Here is a 15,957-nt window from a genome sequence, read left to right as displayed (position 1 = left end):
CACGTCGGCATCGGCGTGGCGGCTCGTCGTCGGCGGCGCCTGCCGGGTCTTCGGACCTTCAATGTCCCTTTCCATCCCCATCGATGATCACAGCTGCGAGCAGTCTACCGAGGTGATCGAACAGATTGCGTCACCAACCGCCGGGCAGTGGCCGACCCTCGGCGAATCCGGCGGCGCTCTGTACGCCCAGGGTGGCCCGTTCGTGCAGCTCCGGCAGCGTGCGAGCACCGGCATAGGTGCACGAGCTGCGCACACCCGAGGTGATTCGGTCCAACAGATCCTCAACGCTCGGCGCCTCGGGATCGACATGGATCCGCGAACTCGAGATGCCCTCCTCGAACAGCGACTTGCGGGCCCGGTCGAACGCGCTCTCACCCTGGGTGCGGGCGGCCACGGCACGCTTGGAGGCCATGCCGAAGCTCTCCTTGTAGGCGGAGCCGTCGGTGGCGAACTTCATATCACCGGGTGACTCGTAGGTGCCGGCGAACCAGGAGCCGATCATGACGTTCGACGCGCCTGCGGCCAGCGCCAGTGCCACGTCGCGGGGGTGCCGCACGCCGCCGTCCGCCCAAACATGGGCACCGAGTTCGCGGGCGGCCACGGAGCAATCCTCGACGGCGCTGAACTGCGGGCGACCCACCCCGGTCATCATTCGGGTGGTGCACATGGCGCCGGGCCCGACTCCCACCTTGACGATCGTCGCGCCCGCGTTGACCAGGTCGCGGGCGCCCGCGGCGGAGACCACGTTCCCGGCGGCCAGCGGCAGTCCCAGGTCGAGGGCGGCGACCGCCTCGAGGGCATCGAACATCTTGGCCTGGTGCCCATGGGCGGTGTCGACGACGAGTACATCGGCTCCGGCCTCCGCCAGGGCGCGGGCCTTGGCCGCCACGTCGCCGTTGATCCCGACGGCCGCGGCGATCCGCAAACCGCCGTTCGCGTCGACGGCGGGGGTGTAGATCCCGGCGCGGACGGTGCCGGTGCGGGTGAGCACGCCGTGCAGGCGACCGTCGGTCTCGACCAGGACCGCGAGATCAGTGTGGGCGCCGTCGAGCAGGTCGAAGACGGTGCGCGGGTCGGTGCCCGCGGGCGCGGTGACGAAGACCTCGGTCATCACATCGCGCAGGCGGGCGAACCGGTCGACGCCCTCGCATGCGGCGGTGGTGACCAGGCCCAGCGGCCGTTCGGCGTGATCGAGGACCACGACCGCCCCGTGGGCCCGCTTGGGCAACAGGGCGACCGCGTCGCTCACCGAATCGTCGGGGCCGAGCGTCACCGGTGTATCGGCGACCAGATCGCGGCTCTTGACGTAGGAGATGGTCTCCGCCGCGGCCTCCAACGGAAGGTCCTGGGGGAGCACGACGATGCCGCCGCGACGGGCCACCGTCTCCGCCATCCGCCGGCCCGCGACCGCGGTCATGTTGGCGACGACGATGGGAATCGTGGTGCCGGTGCCGTCCACCGACGAGAGATCGACATCGAACCGAGAGGTCACATCGGAGCGGTTGGGAACCAGGAAGACGTCGTCGTAGGTGAGGTCGTACGGCGGGCGATCATCAGCGAGGAAGTGCACGTGTCGCCATTCTACCCGCGCGGCGTGGTGCCCGTCACGACCGCAGGGGACGCCCCTGACCGTCCTTGACGCTGCCCGTGAACATGAGGATGGCGTCGATGAACGTCCAGAGGCCGAGCACGAACCAGATGAAGAAGGCGACGACGCTGCCGATGCCGAACGTGACGAATCCGACCAGGAAGAAGAACCATCCGGCGAGGTTGCAGAGCAGCTGAACAACGGCGATGGCCACCGACCCGATGTAGAACCGTCCGGCGCCGTACCCACCGAGGAACAGTTGGAGCAGGCCTGCCGCGACCTTCGACTTGTCCGAAACCGGAACTGCGGAGAGCTGGCCGTAGCCGGGAAAGGGCGGGAGCCCCGGATGAGGTTGAAGGTATCCCTGCGGTCCGGGTACCGGGCCGTATCCCGGCTGATATGCCTGCGGCAGCTGCGGCAGTCGGTCTCCCGGCTGATGGAAATACGGATCGGTCACGCTGTTCCCCTCATCCCCCGATGAATGTCGGCTCAGCGTACCGGTTCCCGTGACGCTCGGCCGGAGTTCGCACCGGGACCCGTCACGAACTAGTGGCCGTCCCTGCCACCTGCGGCCCGCGTCAGTGGGTGAACAGGCGGTACAGCTCGGTGAGCCACGGCACCGCGACCGCGACCGTGGGGATCACCAGGACCAATCCGGCGGTCAGATAGATCCCCGCGTTGAACAGGGCGCCGGCGGCCGGTTCGGACAGTCGCTCCACGCGGACCACCGTGCCGGTCGATCCGACCGCGAGCGCACCCCGCGGTGCGGGGCTCTTGGCGCACGTGACCAGGGCATTGGCGAGAGGGAGCGGACCGGCCGCGGCCACGGCTTTATCGTCCGCGAGGAGCTCGACCAACAATTCCACGGAGTCCAGGGCGGCCGAAGACCGCACGCCGCGAGGGAAGGCATGGTGTACGGCGGTGAAGGCCTCCAGCACGAGATCGTGCCGTGAGCGCAGGTGGGCCCGTTCGTGCGCCAACACCGCGGTGAGCTCGTCGTGGCTGAGCTGGTTCAGCGTTCCCTCGCTGACCACCACGCGGTGCCGCAGCCCGGGCAGACAGTAGGCGAGGGGCTCGTCCACGCCGAGGATGCGCAGGTCGGCGGCCGAGACGGGGTGGTCGCCGTCGACCGCCTGGCTGAGGATGTCGACGACGGTGCGGTGCCTGGCCCGGCGCCGACGGGTGCGGATCGCGAGCTTGACGGTGGAGGTGATCAGTCGAGCGCCGATGACCAGGGTGAACGCGAAGGCGATGACCGAGACCGTCCACGGCACGATGCCGAGCTGCCGGATCTCATCGATCGGATTGGTGGTCGGGCGGCCGTCGGGACCCAGCACGAGCAGGCGGCTCGCAATGGCGAGGCCGGCGCTGAACGCGGAGAGGACGGCGGCCAGAGCGATCGCCTGCCAGAGCACCAGCGCAGCGCGGGGGGCCCGGACCGGCCAGCTCGCCTTGGAGAGCCACAGCGGCACCGGCCCCGCGAGTAACAGGGCCAGCAAGCCGAAGAGGATCGCCGCCATCACACGAGCCTATCGGCTCGTCAGGGGTGGGTGCGACCGTCGGCCGCTTGATCGGCCTCGAGCTTGGCGAGGGCGCGGCGCAGGGCCTGTGCCTCGTCGGCACCGACACGCTCGACGAAGTGCACGAGCGCCGCTTCCCGTGAGCTGTCGGCCTGCGCCAGTGCGTCGAACATGAGGTCGGCCACGAGTTCCTCGCGGCCGAAAGTCGCGGCGTACCGGTGTGCGCGATCGGTGCGGAGTTGACTGACCAGCTTCTTCTTCGCGAGGCGCTGCAGCACCGTCATGACCGTGGTGTATGCGAGTTCGCGGTCGGCCGCGAGCGACTCGTGCACCTGTCGCACGGTCTGCGGTTCGGTGGATGCCCAGAGGTGATCCATGACCGCGCGCTCAAGATCTCCCAATGCCGCCATTGTTCAGATTCTACTCGTGATGGCCTGGATCGCTACGACGGCGTGTCGTAACCCACATCACGGACATTAGGGCTTGCTTAGTTAGGCGAGCCTGCCCTAGAGTGATGGATGTCGCCGAGAGCGACGAGTGATCCACATCAGACCGTGTTGCGAACTGAGGGCTGCAGTTGTCACGCCCGGTCTGTGCGACGGCGGGTCCCACGAAGGCTGAGCGTGGGGCCCGCCGATCACTCTCTCCGGGCCGTGTCGCGTGCCCGCATTCGCCGCGTCAGCCCTTCGGCATGACGAGCCACAGCAGCAGGTAGACCAGGAACTGCGGGCCGGGCAACAGGCAGGACGCCACGAACAACACGCGCACCAGTGCGGGTTGGACGCCGAAGTAGCGGGCGATGCCCGAGCACACACCGCCGATCCAGTTGTTCTGCAGGTCTCGCGCGAACCGCTTGGGTGCCTGCGGGGAGGTGTAGGGAGTGGGGTCGAAGTTCAGGTTCTGCGTCATGTCTCCACAGTGCCGCGCCGAGCACGCTCCCCGCATCGGGGTCTACCCCGACGCGCACCCGGACATTCGCTGTGCCGGCCGGCGAATAGGGTGTCTCCATGACGCAACCCACTGCAGGACAGCAACAGGTCATCGACTCCATCCTGGAGCGCGGAGCCGCCGGATTCGACACGATCCTGGGACTCGAATACACCGCGGTCACCCCGGACGGTGTCACCGCGACGCTCACCCTGCGCCCGGAGTTGCACCAGCCCTTCGGTATCACTCACGGCGGGGTCTACTGCTCGATCGTCGAGTCGGTCGCCAGCGTCTCGGGTGTGGTCTGGCTGGGCGGCACGGGACACGTGGTCGGTGTCAACAACAACACCGATTTCCTGCGTGCCGTGGCCAGCGGAACCCTCTCGATCCGCAGCACTCCGATCCATCGGGGCCGTCGCCAGCAACTGTGGCTGGTGGAGATCGGCGGAGACGACGGCAAGCTCATCGCCCGCGGACAGGTCCGCCTGCAGAACATCGAGGGCTGACCCGCTCCGAAGACGACGGTGCGCGCCCGCCCCGAGGGGTGAGCGCGCACCGTCGGCGGCGACAACCGGTCAGCCGGCCTTCTCCGCCTTCTCGGCCTCGGGCTTCGGGGCGGTCGGTTGCGCGGCCGCGGCGGCGGCCTGTGGTGCCGAGAGCGCAGCGGGCGAGCTGGTGTGCACCGGCGGGATCACCTTGGTGCCGCTGTTCTGCAGCGCGTCCAGCGCCGTGCGCGCGTACACCTGCTGCTCGGTGATCGTCATCTGACCGCGCTTGTTGGTGAGGAACGTGACGCCCCACGAGGTCAGGGTGATCACGCGGTTCTGGTATCCGACGATGTACCACAGGTGCAGTGCCAGCCAGCCCAGCCAGGCGAAGAACCCGCTGAACTCGAGCTTGCCGACCTTCGCCACCGCGCTGGCGCGCGAGACCGTGGCCATCGAGCCCTTGTCGAAGTATTTGAAGGGCTTGCGATCCGCGGGGCTCTGTCCGGCCAGACCGGCCTTGATCGCCTTGGCGGCGTAGGTCGAACCCTGGATCGCGCCCTGCGCCATTCCGGGAACACCGTCGACCGCCATCATGTCGCCGACGACGAAGACGTTCGGATTCCCGGGGACCGTGAGATCGGGGAGCACCTTCACGCGGCCCGCGCGGTCGACCTCGGCGCCCGACTGTTCGGCGATGATCTTGCCCAGCGGGCTGGCGGAGACACCGGCCGACCACACCTTGCACTGCGCCTCGATCCGGCGCTCGGTGCCGTCCTTCTCCTTCACCACCAGACCGTCGGCGTCGACGTCGACCACCATCGCGTTGAGCTGGATCTCGACGCCCATCTTGCGCAGCCGATCGGCCGCGGCGTTGCCCAGCTTCTCGCCCATCGGGGGCAGTACGGCCGGCGCGGCGTCGAGCAGGATGACCCGCGCTTCCGTGGGATCGATATTGCGGAATGCGCCCTTGAGAGTGTTGTCCGACATCTCCGCGATCTGCCCGGCCAGCTCCACGCCGGTGGGCCCCGCTCCGATCACGACGAAGGTGAGCAGCCGCTCGCGCTCGTCGTGATCGTGCGACAGTTCCGCCTGCTCGAACGCGCCGAGGATCCGGCCGCGGAGTTCGAGGGCGTCGTCGATGGTCTTCATACCCGGAGCGAACTCGGCGAACCGGTCGTTGCCGAAGTAGGACTGATTGGCGCCGGCGGCCACGATCAGGCTGTCGAACGGCGTCACGGTGACCCGGTCCAGCAGGTGACTGGTGACGGTGCGGTTCTCCAGGTCGATGTCGGTGACCTCGCCCAGCAGGACCTGGGCGTTCTTCTGCTTGCGCAGCACCACCCGGCTGGCCGGAGCGATCTCGCCCTCGGACAGGATTCCCGTTGCCACCTGGTAGAGCAGTGGCTGGAATAGGTGGTGCTGGGTCTTCGCGATCACGGTCACGTCGACGTCCGCGCGCTTGAGGGCCTTGGTGCCGAACAGGCCACCGAAACCGGAACCGATGACGACCACCTTATGGCGGTGCGTTCCCTCGCTCATTACTCTTCTCGCTCCTGCGCTGGGGATGAGATGCCGGTGGTTCCGGCCCTGTGCACCCCCTACGGTAGACCTCCACTCACGGCTCGTCGCGGCGCCCGCCAGAACTCGACGCCTGACGTTCGCGGTACGCGGCGACGTGTGTGCGATTGCCGCAGTTCCCCTCGCTGCAGAACCGGCGCGAGCGATTGCGGGACAGGTCGACGAGGACTCGATCACAGTCGTCCGCGGCGCAGACCTTGAGTCGGTCGACGTTGCCGCTGCGCACCAGGTCGACCAGGGCCATCGCGAACTCCGCGCGCATGCGCACCGGGATCGGCGCATCGTCCGGGGTGAAGTGCAGGTGCCAGTCCCAGCTCCCGTGTTTGGTGAGCCGCGGCTGCTGTGGGGACTGCGCGAGCATCTCGTTGACGATGTGCGCCACGTCGGCGGGGTCGTGTGCCGCCCAGACGCGGACCAGATCGGCGCGCAGGGCGTGGATCGGTTCGACATCGGCGGAGCCCGCGCCGCTCCATCCGGTGAACTCGTGCGCGCGCAGGTACTCCCGGATCGCGGCGACGGTTCCGAGACGGTCGTGCCCGTCGTAGTCGGAGTTGGCGAGGTCGGCGGCCATGACCAGCGAGGGCTCCGTGTCATGTGCGAATTGCATTTGACTCCTTACAGCTACCTCGGCTAACGTAATCATCGTACTTCATTTGACTCCTTACAGGATCGCACTTACCGGAGGTGACACCATGGGCCGCGGTATCGCTGTCGCGCTGATTTCGGGATTCGCATTCGCCATGTCGGGTCCCTTCGGCAAACCCCTGCTCGCCGCCGGCTGGAGTCCGGCCGGCGTCGTCCTGGTGCGCCTGTGGATCGCCGCGCTGGTCACTCTCATCCCGATGCTCTTCTTCGGGCGCGACCGGCTGCTCACCCTGCGCCGCGCACCGTTCACCGTGCTCGCGTACGGGCTGCTCGCGGTGGTGGCCGTACAGCTGGCGTACTTCAACGCGATCGCGCACATGTCGGTGACGGTGGCATTGCTCATCGAGTTCTCGGCGCCCCTGCTGGTGCTGCTGTATCTGTGGGGCCGGTTCGGTAGGCGGCCGTCGCTGCGTACCACGATCGGGGCGGCGATCGCGGTCGTCGGTCTGGTGGCCGTGGTCGGCGCGGCGTCGGGTGGTGCGATGGTGAGCCCCACCGGCCTGGCCTGGGCGATCCTGTCGCTGATCGGGCTGGCGGCGTACTTCCTACTGGCCGAGGACGGCACCGCAGCCGATGACGCGGGTACCGACAAGCAGACCGTCGACCAATTGGCGCTCGCCGTGGGCGGTCTGGTGGTCGGCGCCGTGACGCTCTCGCTCACGTCCCTGGCGGGGCTCACACCCGTGCGGATGACCACGGTGCCGGTGGTGCTGGGCAACCTCGGCACGGTGCCCTGGTGGGTACCCGCCGTCGTGATCGGCGCGATCGCGACCGGGCTGGCGTACGTCGCCGGCATCATCGCGATCAACATGGTCGGTCCGACGCTCGCCTCGTTCCTCGGATTCTCCGAGGTGATCGGTGCGGGTGTGGTGGCGTGGCTCATGCTGGGCGAATCGCTGACTCCGCTGCAGATCGCGGGCGCCGTCGCCATCGTGGTCGGTGTGCTCATGGTCAAGCAGGGGGAGCGCACGCGCGCGCCGCAGGACATCGGTCCTCTGGAGCCGGCCGCGGCCGCCTCGATCCCGCTGTCCTGACCGGGCACCGGCTCAGGAGGTGAGCCGGGTGTCGAGCCGCCGCTGGTGCCAATCCCAGTGCAGCATCTCGTATTCGACTCGCGCGTACGGCGTGAGGTCGGACTCGTGGGGATCGACATCGCCGGCCAGCGACTCCCAGTCCAGCATCGCGATATCGCGCTGGTGCATCCCGAGCGCCGCCAGAATGCGCCGTGAGGCGACGTTGGACCACGCCGTCGAGGCGTAGATCCGGGGTGTGATGCCGTGCGCGAAGGCGTGGTCCACCAGGGCCCTGGCCGCCTCGCCGCAGAATCCCCGTCGACGGTGCGCGCTCGCGACCGAGTAACTCAGCTCGAGTCCGCGGACGCGGCTGTGGCGGGAGGCGCGCAGCGCGATCCGCCCGACCGTGCGCCGCGAGTGACGGTCGACGATGTGGAACCGGCCGTCGGAGGCGGGGGACAGGTGCAGTCGAGCCGTCTCGATGTGCACGTCCAACGGGGCCTTCACGTGGCTGACGAACCTTCCTCGACGGCGCGGTGGCGCGGCGGACTCCACACGCCTCGCGGGGTGGGGGTTTGCAGACGGCAAGCCTATCCCGGGTCGGCCCGCACGTGCCGGACTTCGGGCGGGTGTCGCGGCGCGCGGGCCCCGGCGGCTGCAATACTGTCCGGCGTGACCTACCGAATCGCTCTTGCTACTTCCGCCGCGCAGCCCGATCTCGATGCCAGCGGTCAGGGGATCCAGGCCGCGTTGAAGGCAGCGGGCCACGAGGCCGAGGCCGCGGTGTGGACCGATTCCGCCGTCGACTGGGAGCAGTTCGACGCGGTCGTCCTCACGGACGTCTGGGATTACGCCCAGCGCTACGACGACTTCCTCGGCTGGGCGTGGCGCGCCGCGTCGCAGTCGCTGGTGCTCAACCCCGAGCCGCTGGTGCGCTGGTACGCGGATAAGCGGTACCTGCGTGACTACGAGTCCGAGGGCCTGCCCATCGTTCCGACCGAGTTCATCACGGTCCACGACGCGACCCTCGACCACGACTACCTCGGTGTCGACCACCTGGTCCGGCCGTCGATCAGCGGTGGCCTCAATGAGGCCTTCCGGTACGGGCCCGGCGATGCCGAGGCCAGTCGCGCCAAACTCGAGGAGATCAAGTCGGGTGGCAATACCGTCATGGTCTCGCCGTACACCGGCTCCGCCGAGGGGGTGTCGCTCGTGTACCTGGGTGGGGAGTTCAGCCATGCATTCGGGCGCGACCTCAGCGCCGAGATCGCCGGCGAGTCTGCCGATGGGCGACCGATCGAGGTCGTCGTCGATGCCGAGCCCACGGCGGCCGAGCGTGCACTGGCCGATGCGGCGCTCAAGCCGATCGATCCGGCGAATCCGCCGCTGTACGTGCGGGTCGACCTGATTCGTACCGCGGACGACACCCCCGTCATTCTCGAGCTGCAGGTGGTTCAGTCGAATCTGCACCTCGACCGAGTCGCCGACGGTGTGGGCGTCTTCGCCCGCAAGGTGATCGAAAGGATCGATTCCGTCAAGGCCTGACCTGCGCAGACTGATCGCACGACATCCCCGTCCGGACATCCGGGCGGGGATGTCTGCGTTCCGAGGGGTTGCCATAAGAACGCTCACGATATATCGTTAGTGCATCGGGTGGCCGTTCGTGCCACCCCCTACCGAAAGGAGTGCCACCATGCGTAGGCACATGCACGATGAGCGTTCCAGCAACCGTTTCCGGCACGGCGAATTCCCCGCCGACGGTGCGGATCACGGCCGGGGCGAGGGTCACGGTCGCGGTGCGGGCCGAGGCCGGGGCTTCGGTCCCGGCGGCTTCGGTCCGGGTGGTTTCGGTCCCGGTGGGCCGGGCGGACCCGGCTTCGGTCCCGAAGGTTTCGGTCCGGGCGGCCACGGCGGTCCCGGACGAGGGCGAGGACGGGGTCGCGGCCGGCGCGGCGTCCAGCGCGGCGATGTCCGGATCGCCGTCCTCAAGCTCCTGGAGTCCGAACCCATGCACGGCTACCAGATCGTCTCCTCGATCGAGGAGCGGACCGCGGGCGCCTGGAAGCCGAGCCCCGGCGCGATCTACCCGACCCTGAGCCAGCTCGAGGACGAGGGCCTGATCAGCATCGAGCGGGAGAACGGCCGTAAGGTCGCGACCCTCACCGATGCCGGCCGTGAGTACGTCACCGAGTCGCTCGCCGATAACGATCCGTTCGCCGGGTTCGCCGGCGGCTCCGAGGAGCGCGGTCATCTCCGCGACACCCTGCACGAGCTGCACGAGGTCACCCGGCGCGTCGGACGCACCGGCGGCGGCGAGCAGATCGCCGCGGTCGACGCCATCCTCGGCGACGCGATCAAGCAAATCTATCTGCTGCTCGCCGGCGTGGACCGGACGCCGCCCACGACCGGCGGCGAGTCCGCTACGGACGTACCGGAGCAGGCGTAGCCACCCGGCGGACCCGCGCCGCATCCGGCCGCAGTCGTACCCGGTCGCCCGGGTGCAGCTCGCGGTGCCGGTCCGCGGGAAGCTCCGCCACCAACACGGTCGGTGCCCCTGCACCGTCCACCCGCACGGCGCTGGTCACCCGGCACCGCCCACCCACCACAGTCACCTCCATGACGGTGCCGGCCAGTCCGGCACCGTCGCCGGTGCCTGTGGAGGTCTGCGGTCCGGAGACGGACAGGGCGTCGGGACCGAAGACCCACGCCCCGTCGCCCTCCGGCAGCAGGTTCATCCCGGCCAGGCGCGCCGCGAACGGTGTGGTGGGGGAGAGCAGCAGATCCGCTGCGGGCTTGCGCTCCACGATCCGTCCGCCGTCGAGGACCGCCGCTTCGTCGGCGAGTGCCACGACATCGGTGGCGTCATGGGTGATCAGCACGCAGGTCAGATCGCCCAACACCTCCCGCAGCAGGGTGCGCATGGTGGACCGCGCCGAGACGTCGAGGGCCGAGAGCGGCTCGTCGAGGAGTAGTACCGACGGCTCGGCGGCGAGCGCCCGCGCCAGCGCCACTCGCTGGGCCTGTCCGCCGCTCAGCTCATCCGGCCGCCGCTCCGCGAACGCGGTGGCGCCCACCGCCGCCAGCCACCGGTCCGCGGCCGCGTTCGCCGTCCGTCGACTCATGCCCGCACTACGCGGTGCGAACGCCACGTTCGCCCGCACGCTCAGATGCGGGAACAACCGCGCCGACTGGCCCAGCAGTGCGACCGGCCGCCGGTGCGGCGGAACCCATCGACCGGGTCCGAACAACTCGGTCCCGTCGACGGTGATCCGCCCCGCGTCCGGCCGGAGCAGGCCGGCGATCGCATCGGCGATCGTCGACTTCCCGGTCCCGTTCGGGCCCAGCAGCGCGACGGTGCACCCGCGCTCCACCACAAGCGTGGCGTCGACGCCGCGCGCGCCCGCCACGACTTCGGCGTGCAGGCTCACCGGCGCCACCCCCGCACCCCGTACACCCCGGCCACGATCACTGCGGCCACCACGAGCAGAACCAGTGACAGTGCTACCGCGGCTTGCGGATCGGTCTCATTGCGCAGGTATATCTCCAGCGGCAGGGTGCGCGTGGTCCCGGCCAGTGAACCCGCGAAGGTGAGCGTGGCCCCGAACTCGCCGAGAGCTCGGGCGAAGGTGAGAACCACGCCCGAGGCGACTGCAGGCAGCACCAAGGGCAATGTCACCCGGCGCAGCACGATCGACGGCGATGCACCCAGCGTCGCGGCCGTGCGCTCGTACTCGGTGCCCAGAGTGCGCAGTGCGCCTTCGACGGCGAGCACCAGGAAGGGGAGTGCGACGAAGGCCTGCGCCAGCACCACCGCCACGGTGGTGAACGCGATGTGGCCGCCGATGCCACCGATCTGCCCGAGCAGCCCACGCCGCCCGAAGGCGTAGAGCAACGCGATGCCGCCTACCACCGGCGGCAGCACCAGCGGCAGCAGCACCACCGGACGCAGCGCTCCGACCAGGCGGGAGCGGCCGCGGGCGAGGATCACGCCGAGCGGCACGCCCAGCACGAGGCACAGGGCCGTCGCGGCGAGCGAGGTCTGCAGCGACAACAACAGTGCCTGCCGCGCGTCGGGCGAGGTGACCAGCGCACCGAACCGTGGCCAGTCCACCTTCGTCACCACGGCGATGAGGGGGATCACGACGAACGCGGCACCGAGCGCGGCCGGTACCGCCACCCACCGGGGGACCGAGGTCACGGCGTCCCGAAACCCGCCGCGGTCAGGGCCGCGCGCCCCTCGGGGCCGCGGACGAAGCCCACGAAGTCCTTCGCCCCGGCCGGGTTCTTCGCACCGGTCAGCACGCCGATCGGGTACACGTTCACCGCGCTCTCGGCCTGCGGAAAGTCGACTGAATCGACCGAATCGCTCGCGCCCTTGACATCGGTGCGGTACACGAGGCCGGCGTCGGCCTGGCCGAGCCGCACCTTCGACAGCACGCCCGACACGGCGTCCTCCTCGCTCACCGGCCGCAGCGTGACACCCGCCGCCTCGGTCACCTTCGCGGTCGCGGCGCCGCACGGAACAGGCTTGGCGCACACCACCACCGACAGATCGGAGCGGCTCAGGTCGGTGAGCGAACCGATGCCCTTCGGGTTCCCGACAGCGGTGGCGATGGTGAGCACGTTGGTGGCGAAGGGCTGGGCCTCGTCGATCAGCGACGCCGCCCGCGCACGGTCCATCGTGGGGGTGTCCGCCGTGGCGAAGACATCGGCGGGGGCGCCCTGGGTGAGCTGGGTCAGCAGTCCGGAGGAGCCGCCGAACGAGAATTTCACCGTGCTCCCCGGATACCTCGCGGAGAATTCCTTCGCCAGCTTCTCGAACGTGGCTTGCAGGCTGGCCGCCGCGTACACGGTCACGGTGCCGCCGTCGGCGGGATCGGGAGAGGCGCCGGTGCCGGACGTCGAGCACGCCGACACCGAGGCGATGAGCAGAACGGCAGCGGTCAGGCGTGTGGTGCGCATCGCATCTCCCGGTGTGAGGGGTGTCGGTGTCCGTGCACGACAATATCTTCATGGCGAATCATGAGGTGACGGTCGCACTGCGCTGGTCCGATATGGATGCGTTGCAGCATGTGAACAATGTGTCGATGCTGCGCGTACTGGAGGAGGCGCGAATCCGCTTCCTCACCGAACGGGCGCTGAGCGCGGGCACGCAGAAGGCGACGATGTTCGTCGCGCACCAGGAGATCGACTACGCGCAGCCGCTGCTCTACTCACACGAACCGGCCAGGATCGCCATGTGCGTGACCCGGATCGGCGGATCGGGTTTCGATATCGGCTACACCGTCTACACCCCGGAGGGTGCGGTGGCCGCCTACGCCGAGACATCCATGGTGGTGGTCGACGGTGCCGCTTCCGGCCGTCCCGTTCCGATTCCCGACGCGATGCGTGCGGTGCTCACCGAGCTGCAGGGCGAGCCGGTGCCCTTCCGACGCCGCCGCACCGAGGGTGCCACCGCCTAGCGCTGCTCGACCGCGGACAGGTACCGCCGGGTCATCACGGCCTGCACCAGGCGCCCGGCCGGCGCACCGAGACGGGTGTACCACCGGCCGGGCCGGGAGAACGCGGAGATCACTGCGACCACCGCGTCGTCGGGCCGCAGTTCCACGCTGAACAGTTCTTCGCCGCTCTCCGGGTGCCCGGGCAGCGTGCCGTAGGCGAACCCGGCGCGACGCGGCTCGTCGAGCACGTAGATCACCCGGCAGGGGATCGTGATCGGACCGAGGAAGGTCGCACTCAGCAACAGGACTGTGCCCTCGTGTGCGGCAGGTGTGCTGGCGCGTACCCGCATCCCCGCGCCTCGCTGCATGCCGTACTGCAGGATCTCGTCGCGGACCGCGGCGAAGTCCTCGGGTCCGTGCCCGACCACCCGCTGAGCCCGGATCGCGTGCGCATCCGGAGGGGGCGCAGACCCGGGCCGCGTGCTTCCCACCTCGGGATAGGTGAAGGGAGCCCGTTCCCATACCGCGAAGTCCGTCATACCCGCCGAACCTACCCCGCCTCGCGTCGAGCCAGCCGGGCCGCGGCGTACGCACCGGTCACCGCCGACGCCACCACGATCACGCCGGAGAATCCGGTCATCGTCACCGATTCCCCGAGCACCGCAGCGCCGAGCGCCGCGGCGCACAGCGGCTCCGCGAGGGTGATCGCCGGCAGTGAGGCCGAGATCGGCGCCGGCTGGAAAGCCCTCTGCTGCAGGTACATCGCGCCGAGTCCGGCCCCGGCCAGCAGCCACAGCCGCCAGTCGGACAGCAGCCGGATCGTGTTCGCGATCACGTCGGCATGCTCGTAGGAGGTGAGCACCGGTTTGGTCAACACGGTGGCCACGCCGAACAGGAGGCCGGATGCGGTACCGAAGGCGAGGGCTCGTGCCGTTCCGGGGAGCGACCGCACCAGCCCGATGCCGGTGGCAGTCAGTGTCAGCACACCCACCACCGAGAGAGCCGGAAGCCAGTTGGCGCCCGGCGCGTCGGGTACCCCGTCGGTGGGCCGGCCCGCGATGAGGAACAGTGCCAGCGCCCCGGCCAGCACTGCCGCGTACACCCATTCGCGACGCGTGACCCGGGTCCGGTTGAGCGCGGCCGAGACCGGCAGCGCGAACAGCAATGCCGCAACGATCAGCGGTTGCACCACCAGCACCGGACCGAAGACCAGTGCGGCCGCCTGGAAACCGTAACCACCCAGATCACCGGCGAGGCCCAGCCACCACCGCGGTCTGCGCAGCAACTGCGTGAGCAGGGGGGTGCCCTCCTCGATGCTCGCCGCCTCGGCCTGCTGGGCCGCGGAACCGCATGCGAACAGGAAGGCGGCGACGAGGGCCAAGACGATCGACAACGCGGTGGCGGACACGGGAAGAACCTACGCTCGTGCAGCGATCCGGCGCGACACGCTATGTTCGGTGCAACAACCGCATGCGAAGGAGTGACAGTGGCGAAGGTCGAGAGCACCGTCGAGGTACCGCTGCCGCCTGACGAGGCGTGGGCGAAGGCCGCCGACCTGGATGTGTTGCCCGAATGGGTGACGGTGCACGACGGCTATCGCAGTCCACTGCCCGACCAGCTCGAGGCGGGGCAGAAGATCAGCTCGGTGGTCAAGGTCAAGGGCATGCGCAATCGCGTCGACTGGACCATCTCCACCTACGATCCGCCACGCAAGCTGGTGCTCGACGGTAAGGGCATGGCCGGCACCAAGTACAAGCTCACCGTGACGGTCGCGCCCTCCGGTGCGGGCACCAGGATGTCGCTGCGCGCCGACCTCGGTGGCGCCCCGTTCTTCGGGCCGGTCGGGATCACCGTGGCGCGAGCGCTCAAGGGTGACATCGAACAGTCGCTCGCCCAGTTCCAGAAGTTGTTCGTGCAGTAGGCATCGGTCTGCGGTCGAGGGGGCGCGCGTGGACGTCACGGATCTGGTCGGGTCCGCGATCCGGCAGGGCGTGGATTGGGGTACGGGCCGGGTCCGGCGGCTACGCCGGCGCGCCGGGCTCGACGGTCCGCGGCCCTGCGACGGGCTGATCCTCGACATCGACGACACCCTGATCGACACCGAATCCGCGATACGGGCGGCCGCGCAGGCCGCCGCCCTCGAGATATGGCCGGATTCGACGACCGCGACACGGGAGAAATTCGCTGCGCACTTCCACACTGATCCGCATGGCTATTTCGCCGGTTACACCGAGGGCGTCCTCCGTTTCCACGAGATGCGCAAGCAACGGATCGCTGCGGCCGCGACGGACCTCGGGCTGCTGTGGGAGCCGCGCCGCTATCGCCGGTTCTGCGGCGCCTACGATCCCGCCTTCGCGGCCGCACAGCGGCTGTACCCCGATGCGTTACCGGCCGTCGAGGCTGCCGAGGACTGGGGGATCGCGGTGGTACTGCTGACCAATTCGTCGACCCCGGCCACCCGGATGAAACTCCAGGTGCTCGGGATCTCCGACCGGTTCCCGCACGTGGTCACCACCGACACCCTCGGTGTCGGCAAACCCGATCCCTCGGTGTTCCGGCACGCCTGCGAACTGATCGGCGCCGAGCCGCACCAGTGCATCGCGATCGGCGATCACTACGGCAACGATGTGGCCGCCGCGCGGGACGCGGGGCTCCGCGCCCTCTGGCTCGACCGCGCCGGTATCGGCGGCGAGGAGCGCGCACCGTCGATCCGGACGCTGGCGGCGGTGCCCGGCGAGCTGACGACCGCGATCTGAC

The 15,957-nt window shown here is 69.4% G+C and carries 20 protein-coding genes; 7 read left to right on the top strand and 13 right to left on the bottom strand.

Going from position 1 to position 15,957, the window contains the following annotated elements; genetic code table 11:
- Window positions 1-130: 130 nt before the first annotated feature.
- From guaB1 to TPAU_RS11575, 5 genes are all read right to left on the bottom strand, one after another.
- Window positions 131-1,570: a GMP reductase gene (gene guaB1, locus TPAU_RS11595; RefSeq protein ID WP_013126945.1), complete on the bottom strand. Its 1,440-nt coding sequence runs from the start codon at window positions 1,568-1,570 to the stop codon at window positions 131-133.
- Between the two features lie 34 nt (window positions 1,571-1,604).
- Window positions 1,605-2,045, bottom strand: coding sequence for a TM2 domain-containing protein (locus tag TPAU_RS11590; protein WP_013126944.1), 441 nt, complete (start codon window positions 2,043-2,045; stop codon window positions 1,605-1,607).
- A gap of 121 nt (window positions 2,046-2,166) precedes the next feature.
- A complete protein-coding gene (locus TPAU_RS11585; protein WP_013126943.1) occupies window positions 2,167-3,108 on the bottom strand; it encodes a M56 family metallopeptidase in 942 nt (313 codons plus the stop codon).
- A 20-nt stretch (window positions 3,109-3,128) separates the two neighbouring features.
- Complete coding sequence (locus tag TPAU_RS11580) at window positions 3,129-3,518, bottom strand: BlaI/MecI/CopY family transcriptional regulator (RefSeq protein ID WP_013126942.1); 390 nt, start codon at window positions 3,516-3,518, stop codon at window positions 3,129-3,131.
- Window positions 3,519-3,786: 268 nt separating this feature from the next.
- Window positions 3,787-4,017 carry a PspC domain-containing protein gene (locus TPAU_RS11575; protein ID WP_013126941.1) on the bottom strand — a complete coding sequence of 77 codons (231 nt, stop codon included), beginning with the start codon at window positions 4,015-4,017 and terminating at the stop codon, window positions 3,787-3,789.
- A gap of 98 nt (window positions 4,018-4,115) precedes the next feature.
- On the opposite strand from TPAU_RS11575, the gene TPAU_RS11570 reads away from it, so the two are divergent.
- The gene (locus tag TPAU_RS11570) at window positions 4,116-4,541 is read left to right on the top strand and encodes a PaaI family thioesterase (RefSeq protein WP_013126940.1); all 426 of its coding nucleotides are present in this window, start codon (window positions 4,116-4,118) and stop codon (window positions 4,539-4,541) included.
- Between the two features lie 69 nt (window positions 4,542-4,610).
- Here TPAU_RS11570 and TPAU_RS11565 read toward each other — a convergent pair whose 3' ends face one another.
- Entirely contained in the window at window positions 4,611-6,062 is a 1,452-nt protein-coding gene (locus TPAU_RS11565) for an NAD(P)/FAD-dependent oxidoreductase (protein ID WP_013126939.1), read from the bottom strand.
- A gap of 76 nt (window positions 6,063-6,138) precedes the next feature.
- Window positions 6,139-6,708, bottom strand: a complete 570-nt coding sequence (locus tag TPAU_RS11560) for a CGNR zinc finger domain-containing protein (protein ID WP_013126938.1) — start codon at window positions 6,706-6,708, stop codon at window positions 6,139-6,141.
- An 85-nt stretch (window positions 6,709-6,793) separates the two neighbouring features.
- Here TPAU_RS11560 and TPAU_RS11555 point away from each other — a divergent pair, with 85 nt between their 5' ends.
- Complete coding sequence (locus tag TPAU_RS11555) at window positions 6,794-7,780, top strand: EamA family transporter (RefSeq protein WP_013126937.1); 987 nt, start codon at window positions 6,794-6,796, stop codon at window positions 7,778-7,780.
- A gap of 12 nt (window positions 7,781-7,792) precedes the next feature.
- On the opposite strand, the gene TPAU_RS23175 is transcribed toward TPAU_RS11555, so the two are convergent.
- On the bottom strand, window positions 7,793-8,266 hold the full coding sequence (locus TPAU_RS23175; protein WP_013126936.1) for a GNAT family N-acetyltransferase: 474 nt from the start codon (window positions 8,264-8,266) through the stop codon (window positions 7,793-7,795).
- A 165-nt stretch (window positions 8,267-8,431) separates the two neighbouring features.
- Between TPAU_RS23175 and TPAU_RS23170 the strand changes: the two genes are divergently transcribed.
- A complete protein-coding gene (locus TPAU_RS23170; RefSeq protein WP_013126935.1) occupies window positions 8,432-9,304 on the top strand; it encodes a hypothetical protein in 873 nt (290 codons plus the stop codon).
- 148 nt (window positions 9,305-9,452) lie between these two features.
- Window positions 9,453-10,205, top strand: a complete 753-nt coding sequence (locus TPAU_RS11540) for a PadR family transcriptional regulator (RefSeq protein WP_013126934.1) — start codon at window positions 9,453-9,455, stop codon at window positions 10,203-10,205.
- Here the strand turns inward: TPAU_RS11540 and TPAU_RS11535 are convergent.
- The 3 genes from TPAU_RS11535 to modA are packed head-to-tail and all read right to left on the bottom strand — an operon-like array spanning window position 10,180 to window position 12,721.
- On the bottom strand, window positions 10,180-11,187 hold the full coding sequence (locus TPAU_RS11535; protein ID WP_013126933.1) for a sulfate/molybdate ABC transporter ATP-binding protein: 1,008 nt from the start codon (window positions 11,185-11,187) through the stop codon (window positions 10,180-10,182). The genes TPAU_RS11540 and TPAU_RS11535 overlap by 26 nt on opposite strands.
- Window positions 11,184-11,957 carry an ABC transporter permease gene (locus tag TPAU_RS22710; RefSeq protein WP_013126932.1) on the bottom strand — a complete coding sequence of 258 codons (774 nt, stop codon included), beginning with the start codon at window positions 11,955-11,957 and terminating at the stop codon, window positions 11,184-11,186. Before TPAU_RS22710 ends, TPAU_RS11535 begins: the two co-directional genes overlap by 4 nt.
- Entirely contained in the window at window positions 11,954-12,721 is a 768-nt protein-coding gene (modA, locus tag TPAU_RS22705; protein WP_013126931.1) for a molybdate ABC transporter substrate-binding protein, read from the bottom strand. The genes TPAU_RS22710 and modA overlap by 4 nt, the downstream gene beginning before the upstream one ends.
- A 50-nt stretch (window positions 12,722-12,771) precedes the next feature.
- On the opposite strand from modA, the gene TPAU_RS11520 reads away from it, so the two are divergent.
- Complete coding sequence (locus tag TPAU_RS11520) at window positions 12,772-13,221, top strand: acyl-CoA thioesterase (protein WP_013126930.1); 450 nt, start codon at window positions 12,772-12,774, stop codon at window positions 13,219-13,221.
- On the opposite strand, the gene TPAU_RS11515 is transcribed toward TPAU_RS11520, so the two are convergent.
- Entirely contained in the window at window positions 13,218-13,739 is a 522-nt protein-coding gene (locus TPAU_RS11515) for a DUF1990 domain-containing protein (RefSeq protein WP_013126929.1), read from the bottom strand. The genes TPAU_RS11520 and TPAU_RS11515 overlap by 4 nt on opposite strands.
- An 11-nt stretch (window positions 13,740-13,750) precedes the next feature.
- Window positions 13,751-14,608, bottom strand: a complete 858-nt coding sequence (locus tag TPAU_RS11510; RefSeq protein ID WP_013126928.1) for a DMT family transporter — start codon at window positions 14,606-14,608, stop codon at window positions 13,751-13,753.
- A 78-nt stretch (window positions 14,609-14,686) separates the two neighbouring features.
- Here TPAU_RS11510 and TPAU_RS11505 point away from each other — a divergent pair, with 78 nt between their 5' ends.
- Both TPAU_RS11505 and TPAU_RS11500 read left to right on the top strand, forming a co-directional pair.
- On the top strand, window positions 14,687-15,121 hold the full coding sequence (locus TPAU_RS11505; RefSeq protein WP_013126927.1) for a type II toxin-antitoxin system Rv0910 family toxin: 435 nt from the start codon (window positions 14,687-14,689) through the stop codon (window positions 15,119-15,121).
- 28 nt (window positions 15,122-15,149) lie between these two features.
- The gene (locus TPAU_RS11500) at window positions 15,150-15,956 is read left to right on the top strand and encodes an HAD family hydrolase (protein WP_013126926.1); all 807 of its coding nucleotides are present in this window, start codon (window positions 15,150-15,152) and stop codon (window positions 15,954-15,956) included.
- Window position 15,957: the final 1 nt, after the last annotated feature.

It is taken from the genome of Tsukamurella paurometabola DSM 20162, assembly GCF_000092225.1.
GTDB lineage: Bacteria > Actinomycetota > Actinomycetes > Mycobacteriales > Mycobacteriaceae > Tsukamurella > Tsukamurella paurometabola.
Note: the sequence above shows the minus strand (reverse complement) of the source record. Positions and strands in the feature narration are given on the sequence as shown.

Coding starts and splice junctions, on each gene's coding strand:
- TPAU_RS11585 (WP_013126943.1), bottom strand. CDS start 3,108: ATGGCGGCGATCCTCTTCGGCTTGCTGGCCCTGTTACTCGCGGGGCCG.
- TPAU_RS11580 (WP_013126942.1), bottom strand. CDS start 3,518: ATGGCGGCATTGGGAGATCTTGAGCGCGCGGTCATGGATCACCTCTGG.
- TPAU_RS11575 (WP_013126941.1), bottom strand. CDS start 4,017: ATGACGCAGAACCTGAACTTCGACCCCACTCCCTACACCTCCCCGCAG.
- TPAU_RS11570 (WP_013126940.1), top strand. CDS start 4,116: ATGACGCAACCCACTGCAGGACAGCAACAGGTCATCGACTCCATCCTG.
- TPAU_RS11565 (WP_013126939.1), bottom strand. CDS start 6,062: ATGAGCGAGGGAACGCACCGCCATAAGGTGGTCGTCATCGGTTCCGGT.
- TPAU_RS11560 (WP_013126938.1), bottom strand. CDS start 6,708: ATGCAATTCGCACATGACACGGAGCCCTCGCTGGTCATGGCCGCCGAC.
- TPAU_RS11555 (WP_013126937.1), top strand. CDS start 6,794: ATGGGCCGCGGTATCGCTGTCGCGCTGATTTCGGGATTCGCATTCGCC.
- TPAU_RS11540 (WP_013126934.1), top strand. CDS start 9,453: ATGCGTAGGCACATGCACGATGAGCGTTCCAGCAACCGTTTCCGGCAC.
- modA (WP_013126931.1), bottom strand. CDS start 12,721: ATGCGCACCACACGCCTGACCGCTGCCGTTCTGCTCATCGCCTCGGTG.
- TPAU_RS11520 (WP_013126930.1), top strand. CDS start 12,772: ATGGCGAATCATGAGGTGACGGTCGCACTGCGCTGGTCCGATATGGAT.
- TPAU_RS11515 (WP_013126929.1), bottom strand. CDS start 13,739: ATGACGGACTTCGCGGTATGGGAACGGGCTCCCTTCACCTATCCCGAG.